The 22,940-nt window shown below is 42.3% G+C and carries 22 protein-coding genes; 6 read left to right on the forward strand and 16 right to left on the reverse strand.

From position 1 onward, the window contains the following. Positions 1–22 precede the first annotated feature (22 nt). On the reverse strand, positions 23–739 hold the full coding sequence (locus H9659_RS07880) for a toast rack family protein (protein ID WP_191689387.1): 717 nt from the start codon (positions 737–739) through the stop codon (positions 23–25). A 562-nt stretch (positions 740–1,301) separates the two neighbouring features. Between H9659_RS07880 and H9659_RS07885 the strand changes: the two genes are divergently transcribed. After that, entirely contained in the window at positions 1,302–1,730 is a 429-nt protein-coding gene (locus tag H9659_RS07885) for a HEAT repeat domain-containing protein (protein WP_191689388.1), read from the forward strand. A gap of 146 nt (positions 1,731–1,876) precedes the next feature. On the opposite strand, the gene H9659_RS07890 is transcribed toward H9659_RS07885, so the two are convergent. After that, the gene (locus tag H9659_RS07890; protein WP_191689389.1) at positions 1,877–2,719 is read right to left on the reverse strand and encodes a pirin family protein; all 843 of its coding nucleotides are present in this window, start codon (positions 2,717–2,719) and stop codon (positions 1,877–1,879) included. Positions 2,720–3,050: 331 nt separating this feature from the next. Further along, positions 3,051–3,620, reverse strand: coding sequence for an SF0329 family protein (locus tag H9659_RS07895; RefSeq protein ID WP_191689390.1), 570 nt, complete (start codon positions 3,618–3,620; stop codon positions 3,051–3,053). A gap of 569 nt (positions 3,621–4,189) precedes the next feature. Here H9659_RS07895 and H9659_RS07900 point away from each other — a divergent pair. Next, entirely contained in the window at positions 4,190–5,239 is a 1,050-nt protein-coding gene (locus H9659_RS07900; protein WP_191689391.1) for a 2,3-butanediol dehydrogenase, read from the forward strand. 1,176 nt (positions 5,240–6,415) lie between these two features. Continuing rightward, positions 6,416–6,628 (forward strand): DUF4362 domain-containing protein, encoded by a 213-nt coding sequence (locus tag H9659_RS07905; RefSeq protein ID WP_191689421.1) that lies wholly within the window; start codon positions 6,416–6,418, stop codon positions 6,626–6,628. On the opposite strand, the gene H9659_RS07910 is transcribed toward H9659_RS07905, so the two are convergent. Next, the gene (locus tag H9659_RS07910; protein ID WP_191689392.1) at positions 6,620–7,465 is read right to left on the reverse strand and encodes a pyridoxamine kinase; all 846 of its coding nucleotides are present in this window, start codon (positions 7,463–7,465) and stop codon (positions 6,620–6,622) included. The genes H9659_RS07905 and H9659_RS07910 overlap by 9 nt on opposite strands. Positions 7,466–7,666: 201 nt before the next feature. Here H9659_RS07910 and H9659_RS07915 point away from each other — a divergent pair, with 201 nt between their 5' ends. Then, complete coding sequence (locus tag H9659_RS07915) at positions 7,667–8,218, forward strand: ECF transporter S component (RefSeq protein ID WP_191689393.1); 552 nt, start codon at positions 7,667–7,669, stop codon at positions 8,216–8,218. A 99-nt stretch (positions 8,219–8,317) separates the two neighbouring features. Here H9659_RS07915 and H9659_RS07920 read toward each other — a convergent pair whose 3' ends face one another. The 5 genes from H9659_RS07920 to groES all read right to left on the reverse strand — a co-directional run bounded on the left by H9659_RS07920 (position 8,318) and on the right by groES (position 14,836). Continuing rightward, positions 8,318–9,250, reverse strand: a complete 933-nt coding sequence (locus H9659_RS07920; RefSeq protein ID WP_191689394.1) for an NADP-dependent oxidoreductase — start codon at positions 9,248–9,250, stop codon at positions 8,318–8,320. A gap of 1,015 nt (positions 9,251–10,265) precedes the next feature. After that, a complete protein-coding gene (locus H9659_RS07925; protein WP_191689395.1) occupies positions 10,266–11,483 on the reverse strand; it encodes a YHYH domain-containing protein in 1,218 nt (405 codons plus the stop codon). Between the two features lie 884 nt (positions 11,484–12,367). After that, positions 12,368–12,532 (reverse strand): recombinase family protein, encoded by a 165-nt coding sequence (locus tag H9659_RS07930; protein ID WP_318240707.1) that lies wholly within the window; start codon positions 12,530–12,532, stop codon positions 12,368–12,370. 335 nt (positions 12,533–12,867) lie between these two features. Continuing rightward, entirely contained in the window at positions 12,868–14,502 is a 1,635-nt protein-coding gene (groL, locus tag H9659_RS07935) for a chaperonin GroEL (RefSeq protein WP_191689397.1), read from the reverse strand. A 52-nt stretch (positions 14,503–14,554) separates the two neighbouring features. Next, on the reverse strand, positions 14,555–14,836 hold the full coding sequence (gene groES / locus H9659_RS07940) for a co-chaperone GroES (RefSeq protein WP_025782799.1): 282 nt from the start codon (positions 14,834–14,836) through the stop codon (positions 14,555–14,557). A 195-nt stretch (positions 14,837–15,031) separates the two neighbouring features. On the opposite strand from groES, the gene H9659_RS07945 reads away from it, so the two are divergent. Continuing rightward, positions 15,032–15,787, forward strand: coding sequence for a CPBP family intramembrane glutamic endopeptidase (locus tag H9659_RS07945; RefSeq protein WP_225217722.1), 756 nt, complete (start codon positions 15,032–15,034; stop codon positions 15,785–15,787). A gap of 72 nt (positions 15,788–15,859) precedes the next feature. Here the strand turns inward: H9659_RS07945 and tatC are convergent, their stop codons facing one another. From tatC to H9659_RS07960, 3 genes are all read right to left on the reverse strand, one after another. Continuing rightward, positions 15,860–16,702, reverse strand: coding sequence for a twin-arginine translocase subunit TatC (gene tatC / locus H9659_RS07950; protein WP_191689398.1), 843 nt, complete (start codon positions 16,700–16,702; stop codon positions 15,860–15,862). Between the two features lie 17 nt (positions 16,703–16,719). Beyond that, entirely contained in the window at positions 16,720–16,917 is a 198-nt protein-coding gene (locus tag H9659_RS07955; protein ID WP_039043679.1) for a twin-arginine translocase TatA/TatE family subunit, read from the reverse strand. Positions 16,918–16,984: 67 nt separating this feature from the next. Continuing rightward, positions 16,985–17,635 carry a redox-sensing transcriptional repressor Rex gene (locus H9659_RS07960; protein WP_191689399.1) on the reverse strand — a complete coding sequence of 217 codons (651 nt, stop codon included), beginning with the start codon at positions 17,633–17,635 and terminating at the stop codon, positions 16,985–16,987. Between the two features lie 128 nt (positions 17,636–17,763). Here H9659_RS07960 and H9659_RS07965 point away from each other — a divergent pair, with 128 nt between their 5' ends. Continuing rightward, positions 17,764–19,692 (forward strand): ABC-F family ATP-binding cassette domain-containing protein, encoded by a 1,929-nt coding sequence (locus H9659_RS07965; protein WP_191689400.1) that lies wholly within the window; start codon positions 17,764–17,766, stop codon positions 19,690–19,692. A gap of 415 nt (positions 19,693–20,107) precedes the next feature. Here H9659_RS07965 and tsaD read toward each other — a convergent pair whose 3' ends face one another. Genes tsaD through tsaE form a run of 4 tightly spaced genes read right to left on the reverse strand, consistent with a single transcriptional unit; the run spans position 20,108 to position 22,731 of the window. After that, the gene (tsaD, locus tag H9659_RS07970) at positions 20,108–21,130 is read right to left on the reverse strand and encodes a tRNA (adenosine(37)-N6)-threonylcarbamoyltransferase complex transferase subunit TsaD (protein ID WP_191689401.1); all 1,023 of its coding nucleotides are present in this window, start codon (positions 21,128–21,130) and stop codon (positions 20,108–20,110) included. After that, a complete protein-coding gene (rimI, locus tag H9659_RS07975) occupies positions 21,127–21,579 on the reverse strand; it encodes a ribosomal protein S18-alanine N-acetyltransferase (RefSeq protein WP_191689402.1) in 453 nt (150 codons plus the stop codon). The genes tsaD and rimI overlap by 4 nt, the downstream gene beginning before the upstream one ends. Next, positions 21,572–22,282, reverse strand: coding sequence for a tRNA (adenosine(37)-N6)-threonylcarbamoyltransferase complex dimerization subunit type 1 TsaB (gene tsaB / locus H9659_RS07980; protein WP_191689403.1), 711 nt, complete (start codon positions 22,280–22,282; stop codon positions 21,572–21,574). The genes rimI and tsaB overlap by 8 nt, the downstream gene beginning before the upstream one ends. Further along, positions 22,279–22,731 (reverse strand): tRNA (adenosine(37)-N6)-threonylcarbamoyltransferase complex ATPase subunit type 1 TsaE, encoded by a 453-nt coding sequence (gene tsaE / locus H9659_RS07985; RefSeq protein ID WP_191689404.1) that lies wholly within the window; start codon positions 22,729–22,731, stop codon positions 22,279–22,281. The genes tsaB and tsaE overlap by 4 nt, the downstream gene beginning before the upstream one ends. Positions 22,732–22,940 lie beyond the last annotated feature (209 nt).

Below are 22,940 nucleotides of genomic sequence, written 5' to 3' on the forward strand. Positions count from 1 at the left end.
CAGCTTTCCTCCATAATCCTATTCACTCTACAAGTACAATCTTCAAATCACCGACCCCGACGTCAATCTTCATATCAATCACAACATCACTATGTGCATACGCATCATTCACATAGATGCCTTTCCCATTAGAAGTGAAGCCTTTTGCCTCTAGGTCGGTAATCCCTTTTGAAACGTTCAGTTTGACACCGGTGTCTGCTGGCACCAGAATCGTCGCATCGCCGACTCCAAGATCGATGTCGGCATTGAAGCTATCTTTCCAGTCACCGCTTAAATCGATGGTTGCATCGCTCACACCTGCATCGATTGATAGTTCCTTGAGTCGGATGCCTGACAGGTCTAGAGACGAGTCAGAGACGCCCATCTCAATATCCAAATTGACCGGTATCTCATTTGTCAGCTCGAGTTCCCAATCGTTCCGTACGTTCCCTAATCCTGCAAGAATTTTTCCTTTTTGCTTAATGACAGCGGTGCCGACTGTTCCTTTTGTCTTGTATGAAACAGTTGGTTTCAATTTTTCCTTGTTCGTGTCGATTGTCCCGTTGATCCATCCATCGGCACCATCCGCTATAGATAGGTCTCCATAGCCAAAATGGATGCTGGCGTTGAGCGATTTCACATCATCCTTTTCAATCAAAATGTCATTGACACTTTCACGCGAGAAAAAAACATTATATCCCCAAACCCCGATACCACCTAGTATGCTCCCTATTATTACTGTCACTAGAAGCTTCCGCATCTAGAACACCCCTTTCCCTTTGACTTTATCATATCCGTTTCCCTGCATAAATTGACCAATCTTTTGCATGAAGTTCAAATCAGTCTTAAGTCTGAGTATAGAGAGATCGGGTTGAGCCGAGAAACGGGAGGGTGATTCCGGAAACGAGCGGGTTCGGGTTCGGAACGGGCGGGTGGTCCTGGGAAACGAGCGGGTTCGGACGCGGAACGGGCGGGTAGTCCCGGGAAACGAGCGGGTTCGGACGCGGAACGGGCGGGTAGTCCTGGGAAACGAGCGGGTTCGGATGCGGAACGGGCGGGTGGTCCCGGGAAACGAGCGGGTTGCCCACTTATAGGTTTGTCTTACAAAGGCAGCTATCACTAAGATCAAGCAAATTTTGAATATCCTTTATTGTTTCATGTACATACTTACGATACGGTTCGCCTAAATGTAGTTAGTTTCCACTTTCTAAATATATATATCCTTACCAGCGATCATCGCTATTTTCACCTAGACAACGTATAATAAGAGGGGCAGAAGAAGAATTCATTTTTCCTCTAGTTAAAAAAAGAGGTGCATTTACTTGAAACAGTTTGAAACAACATTACCTGAGCAGTATGATACATTAAAAAAACAGGCCAATTATACGTCTAGCTGGCGAGATCGTTTAGACGCAGTCGAAATGTTATCGGCTTATCAACATGAAAAAGTCATAGATTTATTAAAAAATCGTATGCAACATGATACTGTCAACAAGGTGCAAGTAGCAGCCTACGAAGCACTTGTGGCGTTTGGCGAGGACGTTGAGAAGCCATCACCTGCACGTTTTGATATTATCAAAAACACAGACAAAATTTTCCTGAGAGTGAAAAAAAGCTTGCCGGAGGACCATACAGTGGCAGACTTTGCGGATAAACTAAAACGGATGCGGTTAGATGTCTTTGATGCATACGAAGGCGACAAAGGCGAAGAGTTCATGGACTGGTTAGAAGAACGTTGGGCGAAACTGTAATCAGTAGTTTTGCGATTTATAAAGGAAAGCCATTCTCTCCGTTTGTGGAGGGAATGGCTTTTTCTTCTCATTCAACTCGATCCATCGAAACGACGAGTAACTTGTATGATTTCTTTGTTCATCTAACAATTAGTGACTATCATCTCTCATTCAAATTTGCCGTCTCGGTAATCTTGGTACGCTTGAACAATTTCTTCATCTGAATTCATAACAAATGGGCCGCGCGCGACGACTTTTTCGCCAATTGGTTGTCCAGCATATAAAAGAACACGCAGTTTTTCTGTTGCATGAATGGTCACTTCAGTCTGTTCTGTATCCGCTGTGCCTTCGAGCCAGAGGACTTGCCCTTCTTTGCCAACTGTTTGGTCTTTTCCAAACTCACCTTGACCCTCTATTATATAAAGGAATCCGTTATAACTTCCTGGTAGGTCTTGCGTAATCGTCTCACCTGCATCGACAAGACACTCGACCATCGTAACAGGTACGTGATTTTCCGTAGCAGCGGTTACATTCCTTGAAGAACCAGAGAACACACGGATGGTTGCCCCCTCTTCCTGACGAATCGGCATATCCTGTGCACGCATATTTTGATAGCGCGGCTCAGTCATTTTTTTATCGTTCGGCAGATTGATCCATAATTGCAAGGAACGAACGGTGTCACCAACAGCCGGATCTTCTGTATGAAGGATTCCTCTTCCCGCAGTCATCCACTGGACATCCCCAGGCAGTAATTCTCCGCCTCCGGTTTTATTATCCGAATGCTCTAGCTTGCCTTCAATAACATATGTCACTGTTTCTATACCACGATGTGGGTGCATACCAAATGTCCCACGTTCAAAAAAGTCTTCCGCCATCAATAGGAAAGGGTCCACGTCCGCCCAATTACCTGGTTCAATAACCAATCCAGCTTTATGTGTCGGCGAATTTTCTTGAAACACTACAGTTTTTACACTTCTAATGCCTCTTCTTACTACATTTTCTTCACTCAATGTAAATCCCCCTTATTGTTTTGAAGACCTTATTTTTTCGCATCATAGTATTAGTATGAAACAAATCATCCTATTTAGTAAGTACGCACTTTTATGTGGCATAGTATACAAATAGATACTATCGGAAATCCTTAGGAAAATTGTAATTGAATCATGCAGAGTGGATATAGCATTAGGAATCATGGCGGATTTAGTTCAGGTCAAAGGCAGTCCACGCAGTAAGAACTTGGAGTGCCTGGGAACGGAACGATAGCGTTTGTTTCTACAATCACGGAATTTTGAGAACCCGTTAGTATGTGTTATACCAACACTTCATTCTAGTTAGTTATTATCATAATGCACTAAGCCGTAGTTCATAAAAATACTGAACAGCTGGATGCTTCGACTTCACCTGCTCGGTCATGTTTAAAATTCGTTTTTTTCCAACCCGCCTGTCCATCAAAGCGAGAATATTCAACAGGATATCATCGCTTTCTATGCTCTCCTCTATAGGGGTGGATAAAAACTTATTAGCTACAACGACAAAATTGGATTTACTTAAGGTGGACTGCGCTGACAGAAGCTCCTTTGCACAAACTGAAGATTTTCTCCCCCTTGCAATCACTTCCAAACGATCCTCAGGAACCATCCCCTTGGTTTCTTTCCTAATCGCTTCAATTTCCTCATTGCTGATTGGAATTTGTATATTTGAATCGTTCTTAATTTCCAGCTCCGTTTGATACCACTTAATGGAGGTGCTTGTATCATTCATATTCAATACATTCTTTTTATCTACCGCAATATAACAATTTCCTGCTTTATCCGGTAAATACCGGTAGCTGCTTGCACGGTATTCAACCCTACCCGTTAATGCAGGACTGAGAAAGCTCTCCAGATTTTTCTTCAGTTTGCTCCAGCTCATGTAATTCTCCTTAATTTTTATAGTTTAAATATTCATTGAGGCAGTGGTTCTATTCTCCATACTACTATAATTATCACATCGATCGTACGCCATACAAAGTTTAGATGTGACTTGAATTTCTGATCTATTGATAATAGTTAACGAATGAAACACTAACTTGTCTAACTTCATGTTACCCAAGAAATGAAAAAGAAGCTTCTCAAAAGTTTGCACAACTCATGAGAGGCTTCGATAACTTCCTCCCCAACATGCCTCGCTTCTTTGACGCTGTATTTTCAGCTGTATTGAGACCTGTGAGTACTTGCGCAAGAAATTATTTTACTTGTTTCAACAATCATGGATGTTTAAACATTCGTGATTGTTTGTTGCATATGTACCCCCACATTCTTTCCACTTACACAAAACGACGAGCAAATACCCTTTTTCTGCACAAAAACCTTTTAGTCACGAGTTAAAAGCTTTACTAGGCAATTCAATACACTTCTCAACTAATAGGAGTATAATAATTTATAAGAGATATCCATAATTTAGATACCTCAAAATATAAGTGAATGAGGAGTGGCTTTATTATGAAAGCAGCTGTATGGTACGGGGAAAAAGATATTAGAATTGAAGAAAAAGAGTTGAAAGCGTTAAAAGAAAATGAAGTAACGGTGCGCGTGGCGTGGGCTGGTATTTGTGGTAGTGATCTACATGAATATCAAGAAGGGCCTGTCTTTGTGCCGACCGAGAAAGCAGATCCATTAACAGGCGAAATAGCACCTTTAATCATGGGACATGAATTCGCGGGCGTTATTGAAAAAGTCGGCACACAAGTAACCAAGTTTAAAGTAGGTGATCGCGTTGCTATCAATCCTACAATAACATACGGCAATAAACCAGAAGATGTAGATGCTTATGACGGCTTCAGTTTTATTGGCTTACACGGAGATGGTGGATTTACAAGTTTCGCAAATGCTCCAGAACACAATGTTTACCTTTTACCAGAAACATTAAGCTTACAAGACGGCGCATTAATAGAACCAATGGCAGTCGCTGTACAAGCTGTTAAGGAAGGTCAACTTCAATTCGGAGATACTGTAGCTATTTTTGGTGCAGGGCCAATCGGATTATTAACTGTAATTGCTGCAAAAGCTGCTGGCGCAAGTAAAATCATCGTGTTGGATTTATCAGAAACACGTCTTGAAAAAGCAAAAGAATTAGGTGCAACACATATCGTTAACTCGGGTAACAGCAATGCAGTAGAAGCTATTCGTGCAATTGTCCCAGAAGGTGTAGATGTAGCATTTGAAGTTGCGGGTGTTGCACCAACATTTACCGACGCAATCGGTGCAACAAAAGCACGTGGTATGATGGTCATTGTATCCATCTTTGCAAGACCAATTGAATGGAATCCAATCCAATTGACAAACACCGGAGTTAAAATCACATCATCCATTGCCTATACACCAACTACATTCCAACAAACTGTGGACTTAATGGGCACAGGTCAATTACAACCGCAAGGAATTATCACATCTCAAATTCAATTGGATGATATCGTCGAAAAAGGATTCGAAGCTTTAACAATTGATAAAACACAAGCGAAAATTCTTGTTGAATTGAGCGGAGAAAAATAATCGGAAAATAAAACACGTCTATCAATCAACTTGCATAAATAACAGGCAAGCAAAGGTTGAACCCCCATTTTCAATTGTCTATTTCCTGTTTACTTTCTACAAAATAGTCAAGAAATCGTTGTCGAGAAACGGGAGTGTTTAGAATTGACTTTGTCATTTCTAAACACTCTTTTTGGCAATAAAACTCAATTGTGATTATGCGGATAGCAGTGTTAAAAAAACTTAGAGTGAGGAACAAATTAATAAAAAAGAGTCGGTTTCCCATCGAATGGAGAGTACCTGCACACGAAAATATTGTGTTTGTTCTAACAACACCGGATATTTAAACATTCGTGATTGTTTGTTGTACAGGTACCCCCATAATAAATTAGACACGCGTCAATTTTGAATAACTTCTATATATTATTCCTAGTTACAGGGACACTGGCTTTGAGTCCATTATTAATTAAAAACTATAAACGAGTAACTTATTGGATTTTGTTAGTATTATTGTAGTTTATGTTTTTGGTTATAACTTTTTCGTCCATTTTAATAATGTTTAGAATTATTCCTGATGTACAAATGTCAATGATATAATGTATACCTCAAATCTAATTACGCTGGATTATTATAATGAAGAAAGCAGTAGAATGTCAGATTACCAGACATTCTACTGCTCTTTTGTTTCTTATTTATCGGCTTATGGTTCAAGATTAATTAATCCACTATCGAGGACAATTCTGGAATAAGGACTGTGCCGCTAAAGGGCCAAATTGCTGTCCTAATTTCACTTGACGATTCAAAAAGGAGATGTTATAAGATGTTTCAGAATAAATATTCTAATTACAAAAAGTACTTTTGGAAAAGATTTATTATCTTGTTTATTCCAATTTTCACTATCGATGTGATTTCCGAGCCTTATATATCTAATAACCCCTTTTTTGAACTTGAAGATTATGGAGCTTTTATATTCTTTTCATTATGTTACGCTCTTGTTTTGGGTGGAATATCAGCCTTCATCGTTTCATTTACTTGGAGACTAAAACTATCAAAACAGTAGTTCATACGTTTAAAAAATGTTTTAATTAACCGCTGTAATTATTTGATAAGCGATTATGATTATACCGTAATCGGGCCATTTTAATATATTAGATGGTAACTATGAAAATAAATTTACCCCCCCAAACACTTTAGGTTATTTTACTCCGAGTAGTAAATTACACTGATGAAGGAGATCTAGTTATTCATGACTTAAACTATTCCAACTATAAGATAACCTCGACAATCGATAGAAGAGCTGATGAATTAAAGAAACGCCGCCTGTGCAACGTACAATCCGGACACGATTTGGAATTGCTTTGGAGTTGGGTCTTACACAGACGACTTGTATTGAAGGAATCGTTACAGTAGCATCCGCAAATGCGATTCAAAGTTTACGCCGGCCTCTGTTGGAATCCGCTCTTCAGATGTAGACTGGATTGCGGCAGTTAAAAACTTCTCTGCAAGCTCCATGGTCTCTACGGGATTCTGACCGCGCATCAACCCGCCCATCATGACAGAGGCAAACAGATCACCCGTTCCGGAATAACTCTTTCCGTTATATTCTTGAAGTCTGTGATACGAGCTGGCGCCGTCGATGTATAGGTTACCGACGAGTCTTGTTCCTGAATGGGCAGGTGGATTCAAACCGGTAATGATGACTTTGGCGTTAGTGTCTGACTGCAGCTGCCGGCCAGCGTCTTCAAGGGTAGCTACATAATCCTCAACCGTGCGATACGTTTGCAGTTTGTCATACGAGAGACCTGTCAATAAACAACATTCTGTCACATTCGGTGTAATGACATCTGCACGCTTTACCAGTTCCTCCATATAGCCCGTCAACTCTCCAGTAAACACATCATACATCTGTCCCCTGTCACCCATTACCGGATCCACGAGAAGCGTTGTCTCTTCCTGATAGAATGTATGTAAAAAAGAAAAAATATTTTCAATCTGCTCTTTTCCTGTCACAAACCCCGTATGAATCCCATCGAACGTAGCGCCCATCTTGTGCCACTCGTCTGTGAAATGAGTCATCTTCTCGGTTAAATCTTCACAAAAATAGCTCGGATACTCTGTCTGGGACGTTAAAATGGCAGTCGGCAGAGGCACTGCCTGCACCCCCATGACCGATAACACCGGGATGGCCGCTGTAAGCGAGCACTTTCCAAAGGAAGACATATCCTGGATGATCGCAACTTTTTTCAATAAATCCCCCACCTAACTCTTCGATACATTCATTTCTCCAATCGTACCATAAGAAAGGGAAACCACGTATACCGCAAATCTCAATTTCCTCCTCTTCCCACTGACCTCTAACACTTTAATCAAACTGACACTTTTATGATGGTCAGTCATTCAGTAAAATAAGAATTATCAACATTCGATAACGCGAGGAGATGGTTCCCCATGCAAACGGCACAACGCCATACATTAACCCACATGCGCACGAACACGATGGATTTAGTGCTGACAGCTATCCTGTCGACCATTGTATTACTGTCCACAGTCTTCATTAACATCAAGCTCCCCATCGGACAAGGCGGCCTCATCCATTTAGGGACAGCAGCGCTTTTCACCGTTGCCATTCTATTCGGCCCTAAAAAGGGAGCGCTTGCTGGAGCGATCGGGATGGGCATGTTCGATATTTTTGGCGGCTGGATGATCTGGGCGCCCACGACAATCATCGCGCGTGCCTTGCAAGGCTACATCGTCGGAAAAATCGCATGGTCGAATGGCCAACGAGGAGAAAACACCCTACTCAACATCCTGGCAGCCGTTGCATCCATACCGGTTATGCTCGCCGTGTACTACATCGGGCAAGCCATCATGTACAACAATTGGGCGGCACCCCTCGCATCCATCCCAGGAGACCTCATTCAATGCGGGGTCGGGTTGCTGATTGCCATCCCGCTGTCCGTCGCTTTGAAAAAAACTCCCTTCTTCCGGAAGAAATTTTAATGGAAAAAGCAGCAAAGACAAGCCACTGGCTCTCTTTGCTGCTTTTTTTCAGGTACCTGTGCATAAAACATTCATGAGTGTTTTATGCACAGGTACTTTTCACTTAATCGTAATGACAATTTTGCCTTTTGCATGATGTGTTGCACTTAAATCGTGTGCTTCACGCAATCCTTTTTCTGTTAACGGGAATGTATGACCGATATGTGGTTTAACTTTTCCTTTTTCCATCAGTTCCCCAAGTTCTGCGAGTTGTTTCCCATTCGGATTCAGCCATAATGATTTCGCGGTAATGCCATTCGCTTTTGCTTTCTCAGCATTTGGCTCACCTGCGATTGAAACGAGACGACCACCTTTTTTCACGACGTCTAAGCTCTTCTCTAAAATTTCACCGCCCATAGTATCCACTACCAAGTCAACGTCCTTTACAACATCTGCAAAATCAGTGCTTTTATAATCAATGAATTCATCCACACCGAGCTCTTTCAAAAACGCTTCATTTTTACTGCTTGCCGTAGAAAAAACGGTTGCTCCAAAGCTTTTGGCAATCTGTATGGCATAGCTGCCCACACCACCAGATCCCACATGGATGAGAACCTTATCTCCTTTTTTCACTTGTCCAAAGTCTACAAGACATTGCCAAGCCGTCAAACCTGCCAACGGAACGGAGGCTGCTTCTTCAAAGCTAAGATGATCTGGCTTTAACGCCACTAAGTCTTCGTCGACCGCCACATACTCGCTGTATGTTCCATTTTCCATGGCAGGACGCGCGAATACAGCATCCCCCTTTTTGAACTGAGTGACCTTACTTCCGACTTCACTGACGATCCCCGCTGCATCCCAACCTAAAATCAACGGAAATTCAAAAGGCATCGCGTCTTTCATATAGCCCTCCCGTACTTTCCAGTCAATCGGATTAATTGAAGTGGCATGCATTTCAATTAATACTTGCTGATCTTGTATCTCCGGTTTAGGAAGGTCTTTCTCTACCAACTGTTCCGAACCGCCATATTGCTCAATTACGATTGCTTTCATTTCAGACACACTCCTTCTGATTATTACTCTTAAATGATTTTGTAACATGTACTTCCCATAATCTATACCCTGGATCACTTGTCTCAATCGGGGAGGCGAATGATTTACGGCTTTTGCCTGGTAAGATTCGAACATTGTTAGGGATTGTTTTGGAGTTGTGTCTTTCGCAGGCAGACATTTGATGGAATGGGATTGTAGGAAAATATTAGTTCCGATCATAATCATACAGATGATACTACATTCAGTTTTGTAAACAAAGTGATTTCGTTCCTTATTAATCCCACTTTTTTAATCAGGAAGATCGCAATAGTAAAGTGTAGTGTAGACAGATGCAGTGGCTGAACACGTACGGTAAATTGTCAGCATGGCAGGTTGCTCATTTCTTAATGTTTTAAGGAATAGTCACACTATATCTGACTTAACAATAATACGCAGTTCTCCTTTACTTTATATGCTGCACATTTCAACTTTCCGTGTTTTTCTGATACGGCCAGCTCTGACTCTAAGACGCAGGTCATCAGCACTCCATAGAAGAAAAAATTAAAGTTAGATTTCGAGAGATTGATCTCTCTTTATCTGGCTAGACTACTATAAAACTAGTAGTGAAGATATTAGTTCATCTAAATCTCGACTCATTACTTGGCTTATATTCTTGAAATAAAAAAGAAAATCTAAGCTGAATGAGTGCTCAATAGAAGTCTGACATATGTAAAGCCGAGCGTTTATAGATTGAAAATGAATTTAAAAGGTGAATGCTATAGTCAATCTGCAGGAAAAATTATTAACAAAATTACAGCACAAGTAATTTATGAACTAAATGAACAGTATGTAGTCTTGGATTTAGTTCATGTCAAAGACATCCCAAGCAGTAAGAATTACTTCTTAGTGATAGAACTTTCCATCTATAGAAAAGAGACACCCTCAAAGGAGTGCCTTTAGTTTTCTTTCTTATTCTTCAATGAGTACATGATTCCATTCTTATAATGTAAAATAGATCTAGTAAAACCTTTTAAAATTAAGCAATTTTCTTTTTACGTTTACGGGCCAAAAACAAAATCCCACCAACTGTTGGAATACCAATTGCACTCGTTGTTACTAAAGTGTTACGTTTCTTTCTGTCAATTTCTTCTTGAATCTTCTGCCCTTTCAAGAACAGTTTATCGTGTAAAGCAATCGCATCTTCGTTAACCTTATATTTCTTAGGGATAGTGTATTCTTCGTTTTCTTTTCCTAGTTCAATTGATTTAGTTTTAATCTCTGCAGCAATATCATTGCTGTCGTAACCTTCTTTAATCCATTCTGAAAAGTATTCTTTACCTTCATAAGGAGAGTTTTCAAACTTCATGTGTTTAAAAGCATAATTATAGCCTTCTTCTACCACTTCTTCTTTTCGTTTTTGAAGACCACTCTCATATCCTTGTTTAAAGGCTTCTACGTAAATACCTTTTTTAATATCTGCATTTATTGCTAACTCTTTTACTTCATAGCCTAATGCATGCCCTTCCTTTTTGTACTTCGCTACTTCATTTTTATCTCGCTCATCTTCTCCTGCTTTGTGTCCCTTTTCATATTCAGGTTTCAGTATATTAGTTTGAAAAATAGATGGGATAACTATTTCATCTTGCGATAATCCTTGTTTATAGCCATTATCATAGCTATCTTTTTTACCTTTAGTTAATTGCCACGAAGAAGTAAATGCTTCTATATAGGAACTTTTATAAAGTTCTGAGCTACCTGAAGCGTATGTAAAATCATTGATTTTTTTCCCATCTACGAATGAGTTGATACCATCTTTTTCTCCCTGTTCAGTTCCAGCTTTTTTATCTTTTGTATCTTGCTCTTCTTTGTTGATTTTAGCAAGTCCATCTTCAAGTCCCTTTTGGTATCCAGCTGACCAGCCTTCAACATAGTCCGCATTAGAATTGTCAGAACTCTGTACAGATTTATCTTTCTTATACCCCTTTTTCTGTCCAAGATCATAACCAGCTTGATAACCACTGTCATAGTAAATCTTTGGGTTGTAAGCTGGTTTTGCAGGTGCTGTTTTAGCTGGTACTGTTTTTGTACTTCCTCCACCATTATGGTAATGATAGCCAGTGCATAAACCTTTTGAGATAGATTTCTGACTACAATTATGTCCTCCGCTACTATCCGTTCGTCCCGGATGCGCCTCAGCTTTATTTTGCAAAGAAAATACAAGTACAATTACTAGTAAATAAGTCCACTTCTTCATATAATATCCCCTCCAAGGTACATATTACCACTTTCCGGAACAATATGGGTCTAGGAATATTAAATTCTCATGTTTTTCTTTTTCTATGAGTAAAACCTTGCTGTAACTTACTTAACAGGAGACTCCACATTCTAATAAAAGTAATAAGTTCAGTTTCTGACTTCCAAACTTCGCTAACAAGTATTGATTAACCTTGAACTCAAAATCTCTCGTTAATCACTTTACATGCTTTCATATGAATAACTACTATACTGTTTTCATAGAAGCCTTTTCGCTCCTTATCTTTATTCCTAGATCGATGACAAGCGATTTAGTAGCTGTCACAATGGAATGTTCAGTCACTGTCATTTCCTTATCATATCCATTCGTTTTCATAGTCGTGCTCTGTTCGTGTAGCAGGCTTCTATGTATCAGTATTAATTGTATCGGTAATAGCGGGGATGTCCCCCTCACCTTTCTAGACGCTCCAAATGGCTCTCTGATACATTCCTGACATACACTGACCTCTATATATCAAACTCACTTACAAGTACGTCTTGTGTCATCTCTGTGATTATAAGTTGGCACACTCAGCACTGACAACTTCTCACTACACCTGCAATATCAACTCTCGGTAGTTTGAAGATTTTATGTATTGATTTGAAAACTTCTAAACACATTATGGTTGTCAATGAATGAAGTGAATCCAGTCCTATGATAAGCTGACAATGCTTCCTACACATAAAAAAAGAATAGCTACATGGCTACTCTCCCTTTGTCTTTTTCAGTTCTGCATAGAAACTCGCTTTCGGTATGCCATTTAGTTTTATAATGTCAGACACACTCATACCATTCTCTTTCCTGTTCTCATACTGCTGTATAGCTTTCTGCATTGTTTTAGATGATTATATAGCTTTTCGTCCCATGTGTTTGCCTTGTGCTTTTACTCGTTCTCTACCTTCACTTGTACACTCAACAATCAAATCCCTTTCAAATTGTGCAAAGGAACCTAAAATATTGAACATGAGAGTTCCAATACTATTCTTTTCTTCGTTAGATTCGAATGTTATATTTCAGGTACCTGTGCAACAAACTTTCATTTTTGTTCTAACATACCTATTTTTTCACCACATATAAGCACTATCATCAAAGCATTGATTATGTATAGAATATCCTTATCCATCACGAAAACCGTTGATCGAAGCGGAAGGTGGCGACTCCTGCGGAATAAGCGAAGCGCGAAGACCCCGCAGGAGCGAAGCGACGAGGAGGCTGAGGGCGAGCCCGCGGAAAGCGCCCACCTGCAGCGCAGATCAACAACCGTCTACTCCACCTCGTTTTTATCCAAACAAAAAACGCCAACTCCATCTTCCGGAGTTGACGTTTTCTATTTCAGACAGCTGACTTACATCATGCCGCCCATGCCACCCATTCCGCCCATATCAGGCATACCGCCACCTGCTGGCTCTGGAATGTTTGCTACTACTGCTTCAGTCGATAAGAACATCGCTGCAACAGATGCTGCGTTTTGTAGTGCGGAACGTGTTACCTTAGTTGGATCCACGATACCGGCTTGGACCATGTTGACCCACTCGCCGTTTGCTGCGTTGAAGCCGATGCCGACTTCTTCGCGCTTGAGGCGATCTACGACGATTGAACCTTCAAGACCCGCGTTTGTTGCGATTTGACGTACTGGCTCTTCGAGTGCACGGAGGACGATTTTCACGCCAGTTGCGACGTCGCCTTCTACGCCTTCAAGCAATGTTTCTACTTTTTTATAAACGTTTACGAGCGCTGTACCACCACCAGAGACAATACCTTCTTCGACTGCTGCACGTGTCGAGTTAAGAGCGTCTTCGATGCGAAGTTTGCGTTCTTTCAATTCAGTTTCAGTAGCTGCTCCGACTTTGATGACTGCCACGCCGCCAGCAAGTTTCGCTAGACGCTCTTGGAGTTTCTCTTTGTCGAACTCAGAAGTGGTCTCTTCCAATTGTGCACGGATTTGACCTACGCGAGCTGAGATTGTGTCTGCATCGCCAGTTCCTTCTACAATTGTTGTATTGTCTTTCGTTACAACGACTTTAGAAGCGCGTCCGAGTTGTGAGATATCTGTGGATTTCAGGTCAAGACCGATATCTTCAGTAATCACTTCTCCACCTGTTAGGATGGCGATATCTTCAAGCATCGCTTTACGACGATCTCCGAATCCAGGCGCTTTAACTGCAACTGCGTTGAACGTACCGCGTAGCTTGTTCACAACAAGTGTTGCGAGTGCTTCGCCTTCTACGTCTTCAGCGATCATCAACAACGGCTTCCCTTGTTGTACAACCTGCTCAAGCACTGGAAGGATTTCTTGGATGTTATTGATCTTCTTATCTGTGATCAAGATATATGGATTGTCGAGAACCGCTTCCATCTTATCCGTATCTGTCGCCATGTATGCAGACGCATATCCACGGTCGAATTGCATACCTTCAACTACGTCTAACTCTGTTGTGAAGCCTTTGGATTCTTCAAGTGTGATGACGCCGTCGTTACCAACGCGCTCCATCGCTTCAGCAATCAGGTTACCGACTTCTTCGTCGCCTGAAGAGATTGCCGCAACTTGTGCAATTTCCTGCTTGCTTGAGATTTCATCGGAAATGCTCTTCAGCTCAGTAACTGCTGTTGCAACTGCTGATTCGATCCCTTTACGGATGCCGACAGGGTTAGCACCAGCTGTCACGTTCTTCAAGCCTTCACGGATCATTGCTTGAGCAAGAACGGTTGCAGTAGTTGTTCCGTCACCAGCGATTTCGTTTGTTTTTGAAGCCACTTCAGCAACAAGTTTCGCACCCATGTTTTCGAATGCATCTTCAAGTTCGATTTCTTTAGCAATCGTTACTCCGTCATTCGTGATGAGTGGTGAACCGAAACTTTTTTCGAGAACGACGTTACGTCCTTTAGGTCCAAGTGTTACTTTTACAGCATCTGCTAATGTATCGACACCACGCAACATTGCGCTGCGTGCATCTTCGTTGAATTTGATTTCTTTCGCCATAATGAATGAGTCCCTCCTGTTTTTGGTTTGAATGTCAAAGTGATGCGGATCCTTAAATAGTCGCTAGGATATCGCTCTCACGTAATATTAGATAGTCGTTGCCTTCATATTTAACTTCAGTACCTGCATATTTTGAGAAGATGATGCGGTCGCCTTCTTTTACTTCAAGCTCGACGCGCTGGCCGTTTTCGAGAACTCGGCCTGTACCGACTGCAATGACTTTACCTTCTTGCGGCTTTTCTTTTGCGGAATCTGGCAATACGATGCCGCTTGAAGTCTTCTCTTCCACTTCGATTAGTTCAATTACAATACGATCACCTAATGGTTTCAACAAATGAAACACCCTCCTCTAACGGTTCTTCTTTTTATTTTTATTTAGCACTCACTAAACAGGAGTGCTAATACATTACTTATCATAATAAATTGACGAATGAATTGCAAGCAAAACAAATCGCTCGTCCGTACTCTTTGCGCTTCTTTTCTAAAACCGATACACTTATTCATACATAGAAGGAAAGGAACGATTTTTTTGAAGCAAAAAACGATGAAACCATGGATGCTCTATTTAACCATCCTTCTTTTATACATCGCCATGCAATTTGGTACATTGCCGATAGCCCAAGGAATGATTAAGTTATTTTCTGAAAATGGATACGAAACAAAAGAAGCCGCATTTCAAGGGACGGCTTGGGGTTTGTTTGTCGCTAATATTTTAGCAATCATCGCCTTCTATCTCGTCATCCGAACAGATAAGAAATTTTGGACAGTCTTCAAAGGTAAAAAAGCACCGATTTCAAAATCTATTTTATGGGGTGTTCTCGGTTTCTTCTTAGCACTTGGCGGGCAAATGATTGCAGGATACATTGAGCAAGCCTTCGGTATTACAAATGGCTCAGACAATACAGCACGACTCACCCAAGTGGCTGAAGTCGCACCGATCTTAATTGTCTGTATCGTTCTTTTCGCACCGATCTTAGAAGAAATCGTATTTCGCCGCGTTATTTTCGGTGGTATCTATACTAAAACCAACTTCTGGATTGCGACTCTTGCAAGCGCGCTCATCTTTGCAGCCGTACACAATGAACTTGAGCACATTCTCGTCTATCTAATGCCCGGTCTTGTATTTTCCTACATCTACTACAAAACTAAGCGTATTTGGACACCTATGATTGCACACATGCTCATGAATGGATTTGTCATGATTGTCACATTGAACAAGGACAAAATCCTGGAGCTTCAAAAACTCCAAGAGTCTGTAATCACATTGTTCCAGCATCTATGGTGAATGTATCGAGACTGTTCGATCTAAAAAAAAAGACTTGCTGAACCGGATACCGGTCAGCAAGTCTTTTTCAATTTAGGATTCCTGATTCTTCATCCGTGCATTCACTTCATCAATCTGCCGCTGCTGTTCAGCCTTCGCCTCTGCAAACAACCTCAGCCGTTCAGCCTCTTCTTCTTCAACCCGACGCTTCTCTTCCGCTTTCAAGAACTTGCGGTATCCGATGCGGGCAATTACAATACTGATTTCGTAAAGCAAGAACAACGGAACCGTCACAAACAAATGCGACACTAAATCAGGCGGTGTAATGAACGCCGCTATGACGAAGAGGACAAAGTACGCAATTTTGCGGTATTTGGCCAGCACACTTGGATTCAAGAACCCGAGCCTCGATAGGAATAATAAGACGACCGGGAGCTGGAACACAAATCCGAACGGTAATAGAATCTGGAACAAGAATGAAAAGTACTGATTAATGCCGATCGTTTGCGTAATTCCTAAATCAGCTGACAACGTCTCCATAAATGTAATCACATACGGGAGCAATACAAAATAGGAAAACGAAATGCCGCCTAGAAATAGCAGAAATGCAAACGGGATGTAACTGAGCGTCACCCGTCGTTCAGTCTCCAGCAGTCCCGGTGAAACGAACGCCCAAAATTGGTACATGATAATCGGCAGAATGATAACGATTCCGATGAAGACGACCACTTTTAAGTAAATGGCAATCGGATCGATCACGTTGAATGCATTCAGCGGTAAATCCGCAGCCGGACCGTTCGATTGTAAAAATTTAATAAGTGGCTTTGCCAGTAAAAAACCGCCAATGACTGAAATTGCAAAGAAAACGACGATGGTAATCAGCCGTTTTCGAATTTCTTCTATATGCTCAATAATGGTTAGCGTACGTTCTTCCATTACACAGACATCCTAACTTATTGCACTTCTTTTTTATCTTCAACTTTTTTAACGTCTGTTTTAGCGTCATCGTCTTCAACAAGACCCTTTGTCGCATTTTTGAATTCGCGTAGTGAAGAACCGAATGCTTTGCCGATCTCAGGCAACTTTTTCGGTCCGAAAATGAGTAGGGCAATGACAGCAATAATAAGTAAACTTCCGATACCTGGTGACATTTCGGACACCTCCCTCTGAATATGTCTATTCTACACCATATCGCATGAAATGACTATTCGTGCAACCCTATAAATGTGAATCTTTTACGTCATTTTTTATGAAGTAAATAAGAGATTGCAGTTCTACAGATAAGTCAATTGTATGGACTCTGATTGATGGAGGAACCGTCAGCCGGATCGTCGTGAAATTGAGAATCCCTTTAACTCCCACCTCTGCAAGGCGATCTGTCACTTGCTGGGCAGCTCGGGAAGGTACCGTCAAGATGACCAAGTCAATTCCAAGTTCCGTTAACTTCTCTTCAATCATATCAGGGTGGTATACAGGAATATCCGAGACGACATTCCCTTCATGAGGTGCTTTCGGGTCAAACGCAATGACAATGCGTGTATTAAGATTCTTATGGAAATTGTATTTCATGAATGCATGTCCAAGACTCCCGACACCAATCAGCGCAACGTCTGTGGCTTCATCTTGGTCAAGTGTTTTCCTGAAAAAGCTGACGAGATAATCCACATCGTACCCGTACCCTTTACGGCCAAGCGCACCAAAGTGCGAAAAATCACGACGTATCGTCGCTGCATCGATCTTCATCGCCTCGCTCAGTTCGCTCGAAGAAACACGTTTCTTCCCGCTATTCGCGAAATTCTGTAAAAACCGATAGTACAACGGCAAGCGTTTGGACGTTGCCTGGGGAATTTTAACCGTTTCTTCAGCCATCGTAAACCTCCTGCTGCTGTATCGAATCGCTTCTATCGTACAGGAGAAGCGTTCTGTTGTAAAGCCGGTGTTTGCACCCATCCTCCCATTCCAGTAAACTGAAGGAGAATGAAAATAGAGGTGAAACGATGATAATCTTGCAAGTGAACGGTGTTACGAAATCGTTTTCAGGCACTGATATATTGGAAAATGTAAAATTGGAAGTGCAACATCGTGATCGAGTTGCACTCGTGGGCCGAAACGGCGCTGGGAAATCCACGCTGCTGAAAATCATTGCTGGCGAATCCTCTGCGGATACAGGGGATATCATTGTTCCGAAAGGCGTCCGTATCGGGTATCTCGAGCAGCATAGCGGACTGGAAACCGAATTGTCGGTGTGGGATGAAATGATGACGGTCTTCGAACCGCTTCAAGCGATGGAACGACGCCTCCGCGGATTGGAAGCGCAAATGGCGGATCCCGATGTCTACGGGGATCCTGCAGTTTCAGAACGCATTATGAGTGAATACGATTCGCTTCAAGTCGAATTTAAAGATCTTGGAGGCTACCAATACGAATCGGACACCCGCTCGATTTTGCACGGAATGCGTTTTTATCCTGATGACTATGAAAAACCCGTCGATTTACTATCAGGTGGTCAGAAGACACGTCTTGCCTTAGCAAAAATGCTGCTCAGTAAACCGGATCTTCTTATTTTGGATGAACCGACGAACCATCTGGACATAGAAACATTGGGTTGGTTAGAGAATTATTTGAAATCCTACGAAGGCGCACTGCTCATCGTATCGCATGACCGATACTTCCTCGACCAAGTCGTGACATTGGTGTATGAAGTGTCGCGACGCAAAGTCTCACGCTTCACAGGCAACTATAGTGCGTATTTGGATGAGAAAGCGAAGAACTACGAAAAAGACCGAAAACTGTTCGAAAAAGAGTCGAGTGAAAAAGCGAAACTCGAGGATTTCATCCAAAAGAATATTGCCCGTGCCTCAACAAGTAAGATGGCGAAAAGCCGTCGCAAACAATTGGAACGGACAGACTGGATGGACGCCCCTGATGGCGATGAAAAATCAGCCAACTTCTCTTTCACGATCGATCGTCCGAGTGGAAATGATGTGCTGGCAGTCGAAAAAGCTGCTGTTGGCTACAATGGAAATCCTGTTTCTACAAATATCGACATGCGTGTCTACAAACAGGACCGCATCGCAATTCTAGGTCCGAACGGGGTCGGTAAATCCACGTTGCTGAAAACAATTGTCCGCAGGCAAGAATTGCTGGCTGGTGAAATTCGGTATGGCACCAATGTCCAGTTCGGTTATTACGACCAAAACCAGGCGACACTTATCGGTTCAGGTACCGTACTGCAAGAAATCTGGGATGACTGGCCGCTCATGAACGAAAAAGATATCCGCACCTTACTTGGTCGCTTCCTCTTTACAGGAGATGATGTCGGGAAGCCGGTTCAATCTCTTTCAGGCGGAGAAAAAGCCAGATTGTCTCTAGCAAAGCTGATGCTTGAAAAGTCCAATACACTTATCCTCGATGAGCCGACGAACCATTTGGATCTCGATAGCAAAGAAGTACTCGAAAACGCACTGGATGACTTCCCTGGAACGATTCTATTTGTTTCTCACGACCGTTATTTCATTAATCGGATTGCAACTAAAGTATTCGATTTAAGCGCAAACGGAGCTGTGGAATACTTAGGCGATTATGATTACTTTGTCGAAAAGAAAATCGAACAAGCAGAGCTTCTTGCTGAATCTCTTGCTGCAAAACAGTCTGCATCCGTTACAAAAATCCGTCCACAAGAAGTAGATAAAGAACGACAAAAAGCAGAACGTCGTCTTAAACGCGCAATTGAACAAGCGGAACTGAAGATGGCAGAGCTGGATGAGCAAATCGCATCTCTTCAAAATGAGCTGATCATGCCCGATTTTGCGGATGATCATGTGAAACTGATGGAATTGCAAGCGGACATCGATTCCCTGCAAGAGGCGCACGATGCACAAGCGGAAGAATGGCTCATGATGCAAGAAGAACTAGAAACCGTTTAATCACTCAAAAAGCAGCGGATCACTCCGCTGCTTTTTGTTGCGTTGAGAGGAATCACTGACTCTATCCAAAAAGAGTAATACGTGTTAAACTCTAAAATCCGCCACCAGTCAACAGATGTCTGTCTCAATTCGACATGCTTACATTTTCATTTTCCACAATCTTATCCACAATGATAATACCGGTTTCATCGCTATTCACAAAGTTATCAACGTTGTCCACAATAATCATCTTTTTAATCCACAAAGTTATCCAACCAAGTAACGTAACTTATCAACCTCACTCCACCTTATGCACATGTTATCCACAAATTGTGCATAAGTACGAATGTTCTCTATTGACAAACACAATTTGATAGATATCAAAAAAACATGGAATTCGTCTGAATTTGACGAATTCCATGTGAATAATATCCTATTAATGATTCCATGATACAAGTTGCATGCCGGGTCTTCCGTTCATGGATAACTCGCCTTGAACTCCACTTAAAAACATTTGTGTACCTGCAGCAGCAATCATTGCGGCATTATCTGTACACAACGCAATAGGTGGTACACTGAACGGAATATTCTCTTTCGCAAATGACGATTCCAACGAATTTCTCAGACCTTTGTTCGCAGAAACCCCACCTGCCGCAATCACTTGCTTCACTTCAAATTCTTTCGCAGCTCGCAGTGCTTTCACTGTTAAGACTTCTACCACACTTTCTTGGAACCCTGCAGCAATAGCCTCCGCATTTAGCGTACCGCCCTTTTGTTCCAAGTTATGTTTGTAATTAATGACCGATGATTTCAATCCGCTAAAACTGAAGTCATAAGAATCCGGCTCGAGCCATGCTCTCGGGAAGTCTATTGCAGAGTCACTTGCCAGAGCCAGCTGATCGACGTGCGGACCACCCGGGTAAGGAAGCCCTAATACGCGTGCCACTTTATCATACGCTTCACCTGCAGCATCATCTCTCGTCTCACCAATAAGCTCAAACGAACCATGCTCGCGCATAATCACCATTTCGGTATGTCCGCCAGAAACAATCAATGCAAGAAGAGGAAACTCCATCGGTTGGACTAGTTGATTGGCATAGATATGTCCTGCAATATGATGCACCCCAATAATCGGTAGTGAGTTCGCAAATGCAAATGCCTTTGCTGCACTGATCCCAATCAGAAGTGCTCCTACCAGACCCGGACCTTCCGTAACAGCCACAGCATCCAACTCATCCGGAGCTAACCCTGCGTCCTCGAGTGCTTTCTCGATGACCCGGGTAATTTCCTCCACATGATGCCTCGATGCAATTTCAGGTACAACGCCTCCAAAACGCTTTTGACTCTCGATTTGTGAAGCGACTACGTTGGAAATAATCTCACTTCCATTTTTCACGACAGACGCTGCAGTTTCATCGCAACTTGTTTCAATCCCTAAAATATAGACGTCTTTTTTCATGATAACTCCACCCACATGACGAGCGCATCTTCATGGTCGTCAGAATAATAGTTTTTCCTGATTCCACCTTCTTGAAATCCAAGCTTACGATACAAATTCTTCGCCGTTTCATTGCTCACACGAACTTCCAGGGACATAGCTACCACTCCGTTACTGCGACACAGGTCCATCGCTTGCCGCATCAGTGCTTCCCCGATGCCAGACCCTTGCCGATGCTTCCGTACAGCAACATTTGTAATATGACATTCATCGAGTACGACCCACATCCCTACGTGTCCAACCACTTCATCCCCGCATTCAGCTACGATATACGTGGCATATTCGTTCCCTGTCAGCTCATGGGCAAACACTTCCGCGGACCACGGTGTTGTAAAAACTTCCGTTTCAGTCGCTACTACTTGTTCAATGTCCTCCGCTGCCATTTGACGATAAACAATCGAGTCAATCATGGGACTTCACCTGTTTTTGCTCTTTCATCCAATTCGCTTCAGCTTCTGGAATCCGACGATAATTCGGAACAAATTGATGGATGTCGCTTGCAGGAATGCGTTGTTCAGCCAAACTGATCAACTGTGAAGCTCTTGGGAGTTGCTGAGGAAACGGAGCAAATATAGCCTGGTCACCCAACCTCGCACTAATAGCGGCTTTGTGAATTTCTACATCCGTGCCGATAAATAGAACAGGTTGATCGATACAAGCAACATCCTCCAAAAACTGTTCGAGAGCCCCGTGACGATCTTCCCAGATACGATGCAATCGTTCACCTTTTGACTTGTAAAGACCACAATAGACATTTTCTCGTCGTGCATCAAACAATGGACAAATAACTCCTTCAAATGGAACGCCATTCGCCGCAATAACTTCCAAGCTGGAAACACCGACTAATGGGATTTTCAACGTCCATGCCAGTGTTTTCGCAAGCGTCACACCAATTCGAACGCCTGTATAAGATCCAGGGCCTTCCGAAACGGCAATCGCCTCCAAATCAGCAGGTCGCAAGCTTGCTTCACTTAATAGACGTTCTATTGCAGGCATCGCCTGAATGGAATGGGTTTGCGCAAATGTCGACGTTTGCTCACACAAAATCCGGCCGTCTTTTACGAGTGCCACAGACAAAGGTGAATTTGCTGTATCAATACCTAACCAAATCATTGAGTCATCGCCTCACAAATCTTTATAAAATGATTTCCCTTGGGTTCCAGTTCTATCATACGAGCCGTATCGCCTGTCCGTATAATCCGGATAGCAAGACGGTTCTCAGGTAAATCCTCTTCAATAAACTGCGCCCACTCTACTATTGAAATGGCATCGCCGTAAAACAATTCATCAAAGCCTAAATCCTCTTCGCTATCTTCCAAGCGATAGACATCCAAATGGTTCAGAGGATAGGTGCCTTCATATTGCTTAATAATCGTAAACGTCGGGCTGCTGACAGTACGTTGCACTCCAAGCCCTTTAGCGAGCGCTTGAGTGAATGTGGTCTTCCCCGCTCCCAAATCACCTTCAAGCGTGACTACGTCCGGAGGAGAAAGAAGTTGTGACAAGCGTTCTGCAAGGTGCAACGTTTCTTCAAGTGAGGATACATGTAGTTGTTTCTTCATAAGATAATCCGTTCCTTTTTATGTGATGTGTTCAGTGTACCGGAAAATGTGTAAAACCGCATCAAGTACGCACGATAACTATAAAAAAACCGACCCAGGGAATATCCCCGAATCGGTTTGGAAGTTTAAATTAAATGGCGGTCCCGACCGGGATCGAACCGGCGATCTCCTGCGTGACAGGCAGGCATGTTAACCGCTACACCACGGGA

The sequence above is a fragment of the Sporosarcina gallistercoris genome (genome assembly GCF_014836415.1).
Taxonomy (GTDB): domain Bacteria; phylum Bacillota; class Bacilli; order Bacillales_A; family Planococcaceae; genus Sporosarcina; species Sporosarcina gallistercoris.

Coding starts and splice junctions, on each gene's coding strand:
- H9659_RS07925 (WP_191689395.1), bottom strand. CDS start 11,483: ATGAAGAAGTGGACTTATTTACTAGTAATTGTACTTGTATTTTCTTTG.
- H9659_RS07880 (WP_191689387.1), bottom strand. CDS start 739: ATGCGGAAGCTTCTAGTGACAGTAATAATAGGGAGCATACTAGGTGGT.
- H9659_RS07965 (WP_191689400.1), top strand. CDS start 17,764: ATGATAATCTTGCAAGTGAACGGTGTTACGAAATCGTTTTCAGGCACT.
- tsaD (WP_191689401.1), bottom strand. CDS start 21,130: ATGAAAAAAGACGTCTATATTTTAGGGATTGAAACAAGTTGCGATGAA.
- rimI (WP_191689402.1), bottom strand. CDS start 21,579: ATGATTGACTCGATTGTTTATCGTCAAATGGCAGCGGAGGACATTGAA.
- groL (WP_191689397.1), bottom strand. CDS start 14,502: ATGGCGAAAGAAATCAAATTCAACGAAGATGCACGCAGCGCAATGTTG.
- H9659_RS07955 (WP_039043679.1), bottom strand. CDS start 16,917: ATGTCACCAGGTATCGGAAGTTTACTTATTATTGCTGTCATTGCCCTA.
- H9659_RS07960 (WP_191689399.1), bottom strand. CDS start 17,635: ATGGCTGAAGAAACGGTTAAAATTCCCCAGGCAACGTCCAAACGCTTG.
- tsaB (WP_191689403.1), bottom strand. CDS start 22,282: ATGATTTGGTTAGGTATTGATACAGCAAATTCACCTTTGTCTGTGGCA.
- H9659_RS07895 (WP_191689390.1), bottom strand. CDS start 3,620: ATGAGCTGGAGCAAACTGAAGAAAAATCTGGAGAGCTTTCTCAGTCCT.
- tsaE (WP_191689404.1), bottom strand. CDS start 22,731: ATGAAGAAACAACTACATGTATCCTCACTTGAAGAAACGTTGCACCTT.
- H9659_RS07900 (WP_191689391.1), top strand. CDS start 4,190: ATGAAAGCAGCTGTATGGTACGGGGAAAAAGATATTAGAATTGAAGAA.
- H9659_RS07915 (WP_191689393.1), top strand. CDS start 7,667: ATGCAAACGGCACAACGCCATACATTAACCCACATGCGCACGAACACG.
- H9659_RS07920 (WP_191689394.1), bottom strand. CDS start 9,250: ATGAAAGCAATCGTAATTGAGCAATATGGCGGTTCGGAACAGTTGGTA.
- tatC (WP_191689398.1), bottom strand. CDS start 16,702: ATGGAAGAACGTACGCTAACCATTATTGAGCATATAGAAGAAATTCGA.